The 13,296-nt window shown below is 72.6% G+C and carries 14 protein-coding genes and 1 riboswitch; all 14 genes read left to right on the top strand.

The window, feature by feature from the left end; genetic code table 11:
- The first annotated feature begins 47 nt into the window (after positions 1–47).
- The 14 genes from CCO04_RS20590 to CCO04_RS20525 all read left to right on the top strand — a co-directional run bounded on the left by CCO04_RS20590 (position 48) and on the right by CCO04_RS20525 (position 13,295).
- Entirely contained in the window at positions 48–1,403 is a 1,356-nt protein-coding gene (locus CCO04_RS20590; protein WP_215816018.1) for a hemolysin family protein, read from the top strand.
- Positions 1,396–2,451 carry a hemolysin family protein gene (locus CCO04_RS20585; RefSeq protein WP_215816017.1) on the top strand — a complete coding sequence of 352 codons (1,056 nt, stop codon included), beginning with the start codon at positions 1,396–1,398 and terminating at the stop codon, positions 2,449–2,451. Before CCO04_RS20590 ends, CCO04_RS20585 begins: the two co-directional genes overlap by 8 nt.
- 22 nt (positions 2,452–2,473) lie before the next feature.
- On the top strand, positions 2,474–3,091 hold the full coding sequence (locus CCO04_RS20580; protein ID WP_215816016.1) for a CDP-alcohol phosphatidyltransferase family protein: 618 nt from the start codon (positions 2,474–2,476) through the stop codon (positions 3,089–3,091).
- Positions 3,084–3,947 carry a DUF881 domain-containing protein gene (locus tag CCO04_RS20575; protein WP_215816015.1) on the top strand — a complete coding sequence of 288 codons (864 nt, stop codon included), beginning with the start codon at positions 3,084–3,086 and terminating at the stop codon, positions 3,945–3,947. Before CCO04_RS20580 ends, CCO04_RS20575 begins: the two co-directional genes overlap by 8 nt.
- Positions 3,944–4,276, top strand: a complete 333-nt coding sequence (locus CCO04_RS20570; RefSeq protein WP_038678772.1) for a small basic family protein — start codon at positions 3,944–3,946, stop codon at positions 4,274–4,276. The genes CCO04_RS20575 and CCO04_RS20570 overlap by 4 nt, the downstream gene beginning before the upstream one ends.
- Before the next feature lie 10 nt (positions 4,277–4,286).
- Positions 4,287–5,117, top strand: coding sequence for a DUF881 domain-containing protein (locus tag CCO04_RS20565; protein WP_215816014.1), 831 nt, complete (start codon positions 4,287–4,289; stop codon positions 5,115–5,117).
- 10 nt (positions 5,118–5,127) lie between these two features.
- Positions 5,128–5,517 (top strand): glycine cleavage system protein GcvH, encoded by a 390-nt coding sequence (gene gcvH / locus CCO04_RS20560; protein ID WP_215816013.1) that lies wholly within the window; start codon positions 5,128–5,130, stop codon positions 5,515–5,517.
- A 76-nt stretch (positions 5,518–5,593) separates the two neighbouring features.
- The gene (locus CCO04_RS20555; RefSeq protein ID WP_215816012.1) at positions 5,594–6,106 is read left to right on the top strand and encodes an FHA domain-containing protein; all 513 of its coding nucleotides are present in this window, start codon (positions 5,594–5,596) and stop codon (positions 6,104–6,106) included.
- A gap of 2 nt (positions 6,107–6,108) precedes the next feature.
- Positions 6,109–6,840 carry a MerR family transcriptional regulator gene (locus CCO04_RS20550; RefSeq protein ID WP_215816011.1) on the top strand — a complete coding sequence of 244 codons (732 nt, stop codon included), beginning with the start codon at positions 6,109–6,111 and terminating at the stop codon, positions 6,838–6,840.
- 43 nt (positions 6,841–6,883) lie between these two features.
- A complete protein-coding gene (locus CCO04_RS20545) occupies positions 6,884–7,357 on the top strand; it encodes a bifunctional nuclease family protein (RefSeq protein ID WP_215816010.1) in 474 nt (157 codons plus the stop codon).
- Between the two features lie 160 nt (positions 7,358–7,517).
- Positions 7,518–8,123 (top strand): MerR family transcriptional regulator, encoded by a 606-nt coding sequence (locus tag CCO04_RS20540; protein ID WP_215816009.1) that lies wholly within the window; start codon positions 7,518–7,520, stop codon positions 8,121–8,123.
- A 16-nt stretch (positions 8,124–8,139) separates the two neighbouring features.
- A riboswitch (glycine riboswitch) is annotated at positions 8,140–8,237 on the top strand.
- Between the two features lie 76 nt (positions 8,238–8,313).
- Positions 8,314–11,136, top strand: a complete 2,823-nt coding sequence (gene gcvP, locus CCO04_RS20535) for an aminomethyl-transferring glycine dehydrogenase (protein WP_215816008.1) — start codon at positions 8,314–8,316, stop codon at positions 11,134–11,136.
- 4 nt (positions 11,137–11,140) lie between these two features.
- Positions 11,141–12,445: a serine hydrolase gene (locus tag CCO04_RS20530; RefSeq protein ID WP_215816007.1), complete on the top strand. Its 1,305-nt coding sequence runs from the start codon at positions 11,141–11,143 to the stop codon at positions 12,443–12,445.
- 7 nt (positions 12,446–12,452) lie between these two features.
- On the top strand, positions 12,453–13,295 hold the full coding sequence (locus CCO04_RS20525; RefSeq protein WP_308281404.1) for an acyl-CoA thioesterase domain-containing protein: 843 nt from the start codon (positions 12,453–12,455) through the stop codon (positions 13,293–13,295).
- Position 13,296 lies beyond the last annotated feature (1 nt).

Below are 13,296 nucleotides of genomic sequence, written 5' to 3'. Positions count from 1 at the left end.
GGCCGGTAAGGTGGTGCACTCCTGACCCGCCCTGTTGAAGGACACCGATGACCGCCTGGCTGTTGCTGGGACTCGCCATCCTCTTGATCCTCGCCTGCGGACTGTTCGTCGCCGCCGAGTTCGCCTTCGTCACCGTCGACCGTGGTCAGGTCGACCGCGCCGCGGCCGACGGCGACCCCGCGGCGATCGGCCTCCAGAAGGCGCTGCGCACGCTGTCGACCCAGCTCTCCGGAGCCCAGGTCGGCATCACGATCACCAACCTCGCGATCGGCTTCCTGGCCGAACCGGCGATCGCCGAGCTGTTGCGCGGGCCCCTGCTCGACGCCGGCGTCTCCGACAGTGCCGTCCGCCCGATCGGCGTCGCGCTCGGCCTGACGCTGAGCACGCTGCTGACGATGCTCATCGGCGAGCTGGTGCCCAAGAACGTCGCGATCGCGCTCCCGCTGACGACCGCGCGCCTGACCCAGCGCCCCATGCGGGCCTTCACCGCGGTGTGCCGCGGGCCGATCAAGGTGCTCAACGGCAGCGCCAACGCGATCGTGCGCCGCCTCGGCGTCGAGCCCCAGGAGGAGCTGCGCTCCGCGCGCAGCTCGACCGAGCTGGCCTCGCTGATCCAGCACTCCGCCGACGAGGGCACCCTCGACGCCGACACCGCCGAGCTGATGGAGCGCTCGGTGGAGTTCGGGACGCGCACCGCCGGCGAGATCATGACCCCGCGCGTGCGCACCCGCAGCCTCGAGACCAACGACCGCGCCAGTGCGGTGATCGCGCTGGCCCGCGAGTCCGGCAACTCCCGGTTCCCGGTGCTCGACGAGTCCGACGCGGTCGTCGGCACCGTGCACGTCAAGAACGCCGTGGCGCTGCCGCTCCACGAGCGCGCCACGACCAAGGTCAAGCACCTGATGGCCAAGCCGATCGTGGTGCCCGACTCGCTGCGGCTCGACCCGCTGCTCGCGCTGCTGCGCGCCGAGAGCTTCCAGATGGCCGTCGTCCTCGACGAGTACGGCGACCACGCCGGCATCGTCACCCTCGAGGACGTGATCGAGGAGATCGTCGGCGACATCGCCGACGAGCACGACCGCCTCGGCAGCCGCGGCCGGCTGCGCCGCGACGGCACCTGGTCGCTGTCCGGACTGTTGCGCCCCGACGAGGTCGAGGACCTGACCGGCGTCGAGCTGCCCGAGAACGAGGACTACGACACCGTCGCCGGCCTCGTGCTCAAGGTGCTCGGCCGGATCCCCGCCAACGGCGACACGGCCGTCGTACCGCTGGCGGTGCCGGCGAGCGCCGAGGACGACGACGAGCCGCTGCGCCAGGCGGTGCTCACCGTTGACCACATGGACGGGCTGCGCATCGACCGGCTCTCGCTGCGCGTCGAGGAGGTGAACCCGTCCGATGGGTGACTTCGCCGGCGTCCTGCTCGCCGTGTTCCTGCTGGCGGCCAACGCCTTCTTCGTCGGCGCGGAGTTCGCGCTGATCTCCGCCCGCCGCAGCCAGATCGAGCCGCAGGCCCAGGCCGGGTCGCGGATGGCCCGGATCACGCTGACCGCGATGGAGCGCGTCTCGGAGATGATGGCGGGCGCCCAGCTCGGCATCACCATCTGCTCGCTCGGCCTCGGTGCCGTCGGCGAGCCCGCGCTGGCCCACCTCATCGAGCCGGTCTTCCACGAGCTCCACGTCCCCGAGGCGTGGCTGCACCCGGTCGCCTTCGTGATCGCGATGACGATCGTGGTGTTCCTGCACGTCGTCCTCGGCGAGATGGTGCCCAAGAACATCGCCATCGCCGGACCCGACCGCGCCGCGCTGATCCTCGGCCCGCCGATGCTCGGCATCGTCACGGTGCTGCGCCCGATCATCGCGTCGATCAACGCCATCGCCAACGGCATCCTGCGGCTGCTGCGGATCGAGCCCAAGGACGAGATCGGCAGCACCTTCACCCGTGAGGAGGTGGCCGCGCTCGTCGAGGAGTCCCACGGCGAGGGGCTCCTGGCCGAGGACGAGTACGACCGGCTCTCCGGCGCCCTGGGCTTCACCGAGAAGACCGTGGCCGAGGTGATGATGCGGCCCGAGTCGCTGGCGACCGTCGTGCGCGGCTCCACGGGCGCCGACGTCGAGGCGCTCTGCGCGAGCACCGGCTTCAGCCGCTTCCCCGTGGTGGGGGAGCAGGGCGACCTGGTCGGCTACCTGCACATCAAGGACGTGCTCGAGCCCGACGAGGAGCGCCGCGAGCGCCCCGTCGCCGACCGCTGGATCCGCCCGTTCGCGACGGTCACCCCCGAGATGCTGCTCCACGACGCGCTCGAGGTGCTCCAGCGCCGGGGCTCGCACATGGCGCGCGTCGTCGACACCAGCGGTACGACGCAGGGCGTGGCCGCGCTCGAGGACGTCATCGAGGAGCTCGTCGGCGAGATCCGCGACGCGGCGCACTCCGACGAGACGCCGATCGCGTAGGGCATCCCCTAGGGTGTCGTCCGTGGCTGGATCGAGGACGCGTGCCGACCGTCCCGAGGGGACCGGCCGCGGTCGCGTGCTGACCGTGCCCAACGCGATCAGCCTGCTACGGCTGCTCGGCGTCCCGCTCTTCCTGTACCTGGTGCTCGGGCCCGAGGCCGACGTCCTGGCGCTGGTCGTGCTGATGCTCTCGGGCGTCACCGACTTCCTCGACGGCTGGCTCGCGCGCAAGCTCGACCAGCAGTCCGAGCTCGGCCGGCTGCTCGACCCGATCGCCGACCGCCTCTACATCCTCGCGGTCGTGGTCGGCCTGGCGATGCGCGACATCATCCCGTGGTGGCTGGCGCTCTCGCTGCCGCTGCGCGACCTGCTCCTGTGGGGCCTGGTGCCGCTGCTGCGCACCCGCGGCTACAGCGCGCTGCCGGTGCACTTCCTCGGCAAGGCCGCGACGTTCAACCTGCTCTACGCCTTCCCCCTGCTGCTCCTCGGCGACGGGGACGGCACCGTCGCGACGCTGGCCCAGGTGTTCGGCTGGGCGTTCGCGCTGTGGGGCGTCGGGCTCTACTGGTGGGCCGGCGTCCTCTACGCCTGGCAGGTCCGCAAGCTGCTCGCCACGACCGAGCGGCGCCGCCGTGACTGAGCAGCCGCCGACCCAGCTCGACCGGGCCCGGACGCCGCTGCTGACGCTCATCACGCAGGAGGCGCTCGACCGCGACTACCAGGTCGCGGCCTCGCGGCGCGGTGCGGACGTGGACCCGGCGCGCGGCCGGCGCTACCGCGGCGGCGTGATCGCGGTGATCGGCGTCTTCGCGATGCTCGTCACCGTGGCCGCCGTGCAGACCTCCCAGAACGCCGACGTCGACGACGCCAGCCGGGCCAGCCTGATCAGCCGGGCCGAGGCGCGCCGCGACCTGCTGCGCGCCCAGCAGGACCGGATCGCCGACCTGCGCCGCGACAACGCCGTCGCCGAGGACGCGCTGAGCTCGCTCAACCGGCGCTTCGCCGACGCCCGGGCCCGGGTCGCCGACACCGGAGCGCTCACCGGCTTCGCGCCCGTCCGGGGCCCCGGGGTGCGCGTCGTGGTCGACAACCCCGACTACGCCGGGCCCAACGAGGTCATCCGCGACTCCGACCTCGCGCTGCTCGTCAACGGCCTGTGGGAGGCCGGCGCCGAGGCGGTCTCGATCAACGGCCAGCGGCTCTCGGCGGTCAGCGCGATCCGCAACTCCGGCGAGCCGATCGAGGTCAACAGCGTGGGCATCGCACCGCCCTACACGGTGGTCGCCATCGGCGACCCGCGCTCGCTCAGCGCCGACCTGGTCGAGACCCGGGGGTGGTCGCGGTTCGTCGTCCTGGCCGACCAGTACGGTTTCAGCCACGACATCGACCGGGTCGACGACCTGCGCCTCGGATCCGCGCCCAGCGGCTTCCAGCGACTACGGTCGGCGAAGTACGCCCAGCCCAACCCGAAGCACAAGGGAGGTGACGCGCCGTGATCGCGGTGCTCGGACTCGTCGTCGGCGTCGTCCTCGGACTGGTGTTCCAGCCCGATGTCCCCGCCGGACTCGAGCTCTACCTCCCGATCGCGGTCGTGGCCGCGCTCGACGCGGTGTTCGGCGCCCTGCGCGCCTACCTCGACGGCATCTTCGACGACAAGGTCTTCGTCGTCTCGTTCGTCAGCAACGTCATCATCGCCGCGGGCATCGTCTACCTCGGCGACCGGCTCGGCGTCGGCGGTCAGCTCTCGACCGGCGTCATCGTCGTGCTCGGGATCCGGATCTTCACCAACGTGGCCGCCATCCGCCGCCACCTCTTCCACGCGTGAGCCCAACGCCATGACCGAGCCGACCGACCAGCCCGACCAGCCCGAGCAGCCGGCGCCGCCGGAGGACCAGGCGCCGGCCGACGCCGCGCCGGCCGCGTCCCCGGAGTCGTCCCCGGAGCCGTCCACCGCCTCCGAGCGCCTGCGCCGGGCCCTGTTCCGTCCCTCGCCCAAGCAGGTCGTGGCCGGCGTGCTGCTGGCCGCGCTCGGCTTCGCCGCGGTCACCCAGGTCCGGCTCACCGGGACCGACGACACCTACTCGGGCCTGCGCCAGCAGGACCTCATCGACCTCCTCGACGGGCTCAACGGCACCCGCCAGCGCACCGAGGGCGAGATCACCCGCCTCGAAGGTGTCGCCGAGGGCCTGCGCGACGACTCCACCAAGCGCCAGACCGCGCTGGAGCAGGCCGATGCCGAGGTCGACCAGCTCAACATCCTGGCCGGCCTGGTGCCGGTCACCGGGCCGGGCATCCGGCTCACCATCACCGAGGACGACGGCCGCGTCGAGCTCGCCTCGCTGCTCGACACCATCGAGGAGCTGCGCACGGTGCGGGCCGAGGCGATCGCGATCAACGGCAAGGTCCGGGTCATCGCGCAGACCTCGTTCACCGAGACCGACGGCGGGTTCCTCGTCGACGGCGAGCGGATCGAGGCGCCGTACGTCATCGACGTGATCGGCGAGCCCGGCGTCCTCAGCGGCGCCATCGACTTCGCGCTCGGGCCCAAGAAGCAGCTCGAGGACGACGGCGCCCGGGTCCAGGTGCGCGAGCTGCGCACCGTCGACATCGAGGTCGTGGCACGCCGCGACGAGCCGCGCTACGCCGTACCGGACGAAGGGCAGTAACCTTCCGGCCATGACGAACCCCGGGGACCTCAAGTACACCGCCGAGCACGAGTGGATCCGCCAGCCCGGCGAGGCCGCCGGCTCGGTACGGGTCGGCATCACCGACTTCGCCCAGGACGCGCTCGGCGACATCGTCTACGTCTCCCTGCCCGAGACCGGTGCCGCGGTGACCGCGGGCGCCTCGTGCGGCGAGCTCGAGTCGACCAAGTCGGTCAGCGACGTCTACGCCCCGGTCACCGGCGAGGTGGTCGCGGTCAACGAGGCGCTCGACGCCACGCCCGAGCTGGTCAACACCGACCCCTACGGCGCGGGCTGGCTGTTCGAGATCGTCCCGGCCGACGTCGCGGACCTCGACGGTCTGCTCGACGCGGCGGGATATGAGGCCCAGCTCGACACCTGATCCGGTAGGTTCGTGAGTGAGCCGGCCGGCCCCCGCACGGTCGCCGATTCGATCCGTCCAGACGAGGAGTCCACTGATGCCGTTCTGCACCGCCTGTGGTCGGCAGAACCCCGATGACGCGCGTTTCTGCTCCCAGTGCGGCACGCGCCTGGTCGCCCCCGAGCCGGCGGCGCCCCCGGTCACCGATGCCACCGCGACGATCCAGTTCGGCGGCGGCGACAAGGTCGAGACCTCCGACCGCGCGCTGAGCGCGGTCGACGCGGCCGCCGTCGACGCCCTGCCGACCGGGCACGCGCTCCTGGTCGTGCAGAAGGGTCCGGGTGCGGGCAGCCGCTTCCTGCTCGACGCCGACGAGGTCACCGCCGGCCGGCACCCCGAGAGCGGCATCTTCCTCGACGACGTCACCGTCTCCCGGCGCCACGCGGTCTTCCGCCGCGAGGGCGAGGGCTTCACGGTCGAGGACGCGGGCAGCCTCAACGGCACCTACGTCAACCGCGACCGGATCGAGAAGACCACCCTCAAGGACAGCGACGAGGTGCAGGTCGGCAAGTACCGCCTGGTCTTCTTCGCCGGGCACGAGAGCGTCTGAGCATGCCCGCTGCGGTCGCTCGGGGCGAGCGCGAACCGCTGCTCAACATCGGGCAGGTCCTCGATCGGCTGCGTGCCGACTTCGAGGACATCAGCATCCCCAAGATCCGGTTCCTCGAGTCCGAGGGCCTGGTCAAGCCGGAGCGCACGCCCGCCGGCTACCGGAAGTTCTCCGAGGCCGACATCGCCCGGCTGCGCTACATCCTGCGGATGCAGCGCGACCACTACCTGCCGCTCAAGGTGATCGGCGAGCACCTCGACGCCCTCGACCGCGGGCTCGAGCCGCCCGCCCCCGAGCCCGTCGTCCCGACGGTGCCCAAGGTCGCCCTGGGCTCCGACGGCCTGCCCGCCCCCGAGTCGTTCCGTCGTACCGACCGGTTGCGGCTCTCGCGCAAGGAGCTGATCAAGGTGGCCGAGATCGACGAGGACCTCCTCGGGCAGCTCGAGGCCTACGCCCTGATCGCCCCGTCCGCGACGGGGCACTACGACACCGACGCCCTGGTCATCGCCGAGACCGCCCGCGAGCTCGCCGACTTCGGCATCGAGCCGCGCCACCTGCGCGCCTTCCGCACCGCCGCGGACCGCGAGATCGGCCTCATCCAGCAGGTCGTCGCTCCGCGCCGTGGTCGCGACGCCGGCGCCGCCGCGCGCGCCGAGGAGGCGGTCAGCGAGATCGCCGCGCTCTCGGTCCGCCTGCACGCCACGCTGGTCAAGGCCGGTCTGCGCCAGCTCTGAGCCGGTCGTCCCCGGCGTTCGGCCCGAGCAGTAGGCTGGACGCATGCGCGAGGTCGACGTCATGGGTGTGCGGGTGGAGATGCCGTCCAACCAGCCGATCGTGCTGCTGCGCGAGGTGGCCGGCGATCGCTACCTGCCGATCTGGATCGGCGCCGTCGAGGCGACCGCGATCGCCTTCGCCCAGCAGGGCGTCACGCCGCCGCGGCCGCTGACCCACGACCTGATGAAGGACATCCTCTCCGCCACCGGCAACGAGCTCAGCGAGGTCCGGATCACCGACGTGCGTGACGGCGTCTTCTTCGCCACGCTCGTCTTCGCCTCCGGCGCCGAGGTCAGTGCCCGGCCCTCCGACTCGATCGCCCTGGCGCTGCGCACCGGGACGACGATCTACTGCGACGACGCGGTCCTGGCCGAGGCCGGGCTCTCCGCGCCGGCCGAGGAGGAGGACGAGGTCGAGGCCTTCCGGGAGTTCCTCGACCACGTCTCGCCCGAGGACTTCGAGTCCGGTCAAGGGTGAGCCCGACCTGCTGCGGACCGGGTGCAGGTCCTCAACCTCAGCCTTAACTTGAGGGTTTTCGCGACACGCCCAGCGACGTCTTTGACCGGCCTGATGCCGCGGCCGTACCTTGAAGAGTCGAAACGACAGCAGTGCAACGCCGCGCCCAGTGGAGGACCCCGTGAACGAGCAGCAGCCCGAGAAGGTCGGTCAGGACACGGCTGCGGCGACCGCTGTCGCGGAGGAGCAGGGTCTGCTCTTCACCGATGACGTCTCCCCGCTTCCCAGCGACCAGGGCTACCGCGGCCCGACCGCGTGCAACGCCGCGGGGATCACCTACCGCCAGCTCGACTACTGGGCCCGTACCGGCCTGATCGAGCCCAGCGTGCGCGGGGCCAAGGGCTCCGGCTCGCAGCGCCTCTACAGCTTCCGCGACATCCTGATCCTCAAGATCATCAAGCGGCTCCTCGACGCGGGCATCTCGCTCCAGCAGATCCGCACCGCCGTGGGCCACCTGCGCGAGCGCGGCACCGACGACCTCACCCAGGTCACCCTGATGAGCGACGGCGCCTCGGTCTACGAGTGCACCAGCAACGACGAGGTCATCGACCTGCTCCAGGGCGGTCAGGGTGTCTTCGGCATCGCCATCGGTGGCGTGTGGCGCGAGATCGAGGGCACGCTGGCGCAGCTGCCGAGTGAGTCCGCCGCCGAGGCCGGTACGCCGGACGAGGCCGGCCACGCCGGTGACGAGCTCGCCGCGCGGCGCGCTGCCCGCAACGTGGGGTAACCTGTCTTTCGCTGATCGATGCTGCACGGGAGAGTCCAGTCTCCACCGTGAGGCTGGCGCCGAAGGGGCAATCCCTCCCCGGAACCTCTCAGGCGCCAGGACCGTGCAGAGCAGGCAACTCTGAAGGTGCACCGCTGCGCTGACAGAGGGGGAGGCTGTCCTGTTGTTCCTCGAGGAAGCCACCCCGCACATGAGCGCACCCTTCGTCCACCGTCACATCGGCCCCGACGACGCCCAGGTCGAGGCGATGCTCGACCGCCTCGGCTACGCCTCGCTCGAGGCCCTGATGGAAGCCGCCGTCCCGAAGTCGATCCGCTCCACCGACCCGCTCGGCCTGCCCGACGCGGTCGACGAGGAGACCGCCGCGGCCGAGCTCCGCGCCCTGGCCGGGGCCAACGTGCCCGGTGAGGCGATGATCGGCCTGGGCTACCACGCGACCGTGACGCCGGCGGTGATCCGCCGCAACGTGCTCGAGGACCCGAGCTGGTACACCGCCTACACGCCGTACCAGCCGGAGATCTCGCAGGGCCGGCTCGAGGCCCTCATCAACTTCCAGACCATGGTCGCGGACCTGGCCGGCCTGCACACCGCGGGCTCCTCGCTCCTCGACGAGGGCACCGCCGCCGCCGAGGCGGTCGCGCTGGCCTTCCGTGCCAACCGCAAGGCGAGCGGCCCGTTCGTGGTCGACGCCGACGCGCTGCCCCAGACCATCGACGTCGTGCGCACCCGCGCCGAGGGCATCGGCATCGAGATCCTCGTGGCCGACCTCAGCGAGGGCCTGCCCGAGGGCGAGGTCTCCGGCGTGCTCGTGCAGTACCCCGGCGCCTCCGGCCGGATCGGCGACATCAAGCCGGTCATCGACGCGGTCCACGAGCGCGGCGGCCTGGCCGTCGTCGCTGCCGACCTGCTCGCGCTCACCCTGCTCGAGGCGCCCGGCGCGCTCGGCGCCGACGTCGTGGTCGGCTCGGCCCAGCGCTTCGGCGTCCCGCTGTTCTACGGCGGCCCGCACGCCGGCTTCATGGCCGTGCGCGAGGGCCTCGAGCGCCAGCTCCCCGGTCGCCTCGTGGGCGTCTCGGTCGACGCCGAGGGCCGCCCGGCCTACCGGCTCGCGCTCCAGACCCGCGAGCAGCACATCCGCCGCGACAAGGCGACGTCCAACATCTGCACCGCGCAGGTGCTGCTCGCCGTCACTGCCGGCATGTACGCCGTCTACCACGGTCCCGCCGGCCTCAAGGACATCGCGGCCGGCATCCACGCCCTGACCCGCCGCGCCGCCGCGTCCCTCGGCGCGGCCGGCATCGAGGTCGTCAACGAGAGCTTCTTCGACACCCTCACCGTCCGGGTCCCCGGGCGCGCGGACGAGGTCGTCGCCGCGGCCCGTGCCGCCGGGCTGCACCTGCGCCCGGTCGACGCCGACACCGTCGCCATCGCGTTCGGCGAGACCGCCGGCGAGGGCGTGCTGAGCGCGGTGCTGGCCGCGTTCGGTGTCACCGAGGTCTCCGCCGCGGGCGAGGCCGGCCTGCCCGAGGACCTCGAGCGCACCACCGACTACCTGACCCACCCGGTCTTCAACACCCACCACAACGAGACCTCGATGCTGCGCTACGTCACGCGGCTCGCGAACCGTGACTACGCGCTCGACCGCGGCATGATCCCGCTCGGCTCGTGCACGATGAAGCTCAACGCCACCACCGAGATGGAGCCCATCTCGCTGGCCGGCTTCGCGAACCTGCACCCGTTCGTGCCGGGCGCCGACGCCGACGGCTACCGCCGGCTGATCGAGCAGCTCGAGGGCTGGCTGGCCGAGGTCACCGGCTATGACCGGGTCTCGATCCAGCCCAACGCGGGTGCCCAGGGCGAGTTCGCGGGCATGCTCGCGATCCGCAACTACCACCGGGCCAACGGCCAGGACCAGCGCGACGTCTGCCTGATCCCGTCCTCGGCCCACGGCACCAACCCGGCCTCCGCGGTGATGGCCGGCATGCGCGTGGTCGTCGTCAAGGCCGAGGACGACGGCACCGTCGACCTCGCCGACCTGCGCGCCAAGTGCGAGCAGCACGCCGACACGCTCGCCGCGATCATGGTCACCTACCCCTCGACGCACGGCGTCTACGAGGAGACCATCACCGACCTGTGCGACATCGTCCACGAGCACGGCGGCCAGGTGTACGTCGACGGCGCCAACTTCAACGCCCTGCTCGGGTTCGCCCAGCCCGGCAAGTTCGGCGGCGACGTCTCGCACCTCAACCTGCACAAGACGTTCTGCATCCCGCACGGCGGCGGCGGTCCGGGCGTGGGCCCGGTCGCGGTGCGCGCCCACCTGGCGCCGTACCTGCCCACGCACCCGCTGCACCCCGACGCCGAGCGTCGCGAGGGCACCGGCGCGATCAGCGCGGCGCCGTTCGGCTCCGCCGGCATCCTGCCGATCTCGTGGGCCTACATCCGGATGATGGGCGGCGCGGGCCTGACCCGGGCCACCGCCGTCGCGGTGCTCTCGGCCAACTACGTCGCGACCCGCCTCGGCGAGCACTACCCGGTGCTCTACCGCGGCGAGTCCGGGCTGGTTGCCCACGAGTGCATCCTCGACCTGCGCGAGATCACCAAGGACACGGGCGTCTCGGTCGACGACGTCGCCAAGCGGCTCATCGACTACGGCTTCCACGCCCCGACCATGTCGTTCCCGGTCGCCGGCACGCTCATGGTCGAGCCGACCGAGTCCGAGGACCTCGCCGAGATCGACCGGTTCTGCGACGCGATGATCGCGATCAAGGGCGAGATCGACCAGGTCGGTGCGGGGGAGTGGGCCGTCGACGCCTCGCCGCTCCACCACGCCCCGCACACCACCCGCGCGCTCGTCGGCGAGTGGGACCGTGCCTACTCGCGCGAGGTCGCGGTCTTCCCGGCCGGCCACTCCGTCGACAAGTACTGGCCGCCGGTGGCCCGCATCGACCAGGCCTACGGTGACCGCAACCTGGTCTGCGCGTGCCCGCCGATGGACGCCTACGCCGAGTGACCCCATGACCACGCCGTACGACGACCGGCTGGCCGCGCTCCAACGAGCCGGCCGGCTGGCGTCGGTCAGCGCCGCGGTCGCCCGCGCCGGTGACCCGGTGTGGCACGGCAGCCTGGTCGCCGACCCGGCCACGCCGGACCTCGGCCCGGCGACCGCCTACCGGATCGGGTCGATCACCAAGACCCTGACTGCGGTGCTGGTCCTCCAGCTGCGCGACGAGGGCCGGCTCGACCTGGCCGACCCGGTGGGCCGGTTCGTCCCCGGGGCCGGCTACGCCGAGGCCACCCTGCGCGACCTGCTCGCCCATACCGCCGGCCTGCAGAGCGAGCCGGCCGGGTCCTGGTGGGAGCGCTCGCCCGGGGTCGGCATCGACGCCCTGCTCGCGGCCAACGACGGCGCGGGCCGGGTGGCGGGCGCGGGGGAGTACTTCCACTACTCCAACCTCGGCTTCGCGCTGCTCGGCGAGGTCGTCGCCCGGCTGCACGGGGCGCCGTGGTGGGAGGTGGTGCGCGCGCGGCTGCTCGACCCGCTCGGCATGGGCGCGACGACGTACCTGCCGCCGGAGGACCACGCGCCCGGGCGCAGCGTCGACCACTTCGCCCACACGCTGAGCCCCGAGCCGCTCACCGACACCGGCGCGATGGCGCCGGCCGGGCAGCTCTGGAGCACCCCGGCCGACCTGCTGCGCTGGGCCGACTTCCTCGTCACCGGGCACCCCGGCGTGCTGAGCGCCGCGACCCTGGCCGAGATGGCCACGCCGACCGCACTGGGCGGCGACTACGGCCTCGGCCTGCGGGTGCTCGCGGTCGAGGGCCGGACGCTGGTCGGGCACACCGGCTCGATGCCCGGCTTCCAGGCCTCGCTGTTCGCCGACCGCGCGAGCCGCGACGCCGTCGCCGTCCTGGCCAACGCCACGACCGGGCTCGACACCGACGCCGCGCCGGGCGTGCTGCTGGGCCTCACCCCGGCGCCCGCCGGCGGCGCGCCCTGGCGCCCGTCGGCCGTACCCGTGCCGGACCCGGTGGCCGCGGTGCTGGGCGTGTGGTTCTGGGGCAACACCGCGTTCGGCTTCGAGTGGACCGGCGGTGAGCTCGTCGTGCGTGACCTGCGCAGCGGCGAGGTCGAGGACCGGTTCGGCCTGCGGCCCGGGGGCGAGGCCTTCACCGGGACCGAGGGCTACCACCGCGGCGAGACCCTGCGCGCCGTACGCCGTCCGGGCGGCGAGGTGAGCCACCTGGAGTGCGCGACCTTCGTGTGGACCCGGACGCCGTACGACCCGCGGGCGCCGATCCCCGGTGGCCTGGCATGATGTCCGGGTGAACGAGAACACGTTCCAGTTTTCCTGGTTCCGTCAGTCCGCCGCCGGCTTCGACCCGCTGCCGTTCGCGCAGAGCCTGTGGCGCAGCGACCAGATGCACGGCGTGGCCGTCAGCGGCCTGCTCGCGCGGGCGCTGGAGCACGCCGTGCGCGACGCCGGCCGGACCGGACTGGTCCCGGCGCGCTACCACGTCGACCTGTTCCGCCCGGCCCGGATGATCACCACGACGGCCTCCGCGCGGATCGTGCGCGAGGGGACGCGCCTGCTCCTGCTCGACGCCGTGGTCGAGCAGGAGGGCGAGGTGGTCGCCCGCGCCGGCGCGACCTTCCTGGCGCCCTCGGCCGCCGCGCCCGGCGAGGTCTGGGCCTCCTCGGCCGAGAGGCCGACCCCACCGCCGGCCGAGCTGCTGCCGCCCGCCGGTGAGCACCACGTCCCGTTCTTCGCGAGCGCGCAGCCCTGGTCGGACGACTTCGGCGACCACCAGAACGCCGGACGGCACCAGACCTGGCAGACCGCCGTCCCGATCGTCGAGGGCGAGGAGTGCACGCCCTTCCAGGCCGTCGCCTCGATCGCCGACGCGACGAGCATGGTGACCAACTGGGGCGCGGCCGGCGTCGAGCACATCAACACCGACATCGACCTCGCGCTCTGCCGGATGCCCGACAGCAGCCGGCTCGGCCTGCGTGCGCTGGACCACCTCGGCTCCGACGGGATCGTCGTCGGCACGGCCGAGGTCTTCGACAGCGCCGGCGTCGTCGGCACCGCGACCGTCACCGCCCTGGCCAACACCCGTCGTACGGTCGACCTGTCGGCCGGGGTGGAGTCGCACGGCTCCGCGTGAG

Source organism: Pimelobacter sp. 30-1 (assembly GCF_018831735.1).
In the GTDB taxonomy this organism is placed as follows: domain Bacteria; phylum Actinomycetota; class Actinomycetes; order Propionibacteriales; family Nocardioidaceae; genus Nocardioides.
This window is presented reverse-complemented; position numbering and strand designations above follow the sequence as displayed.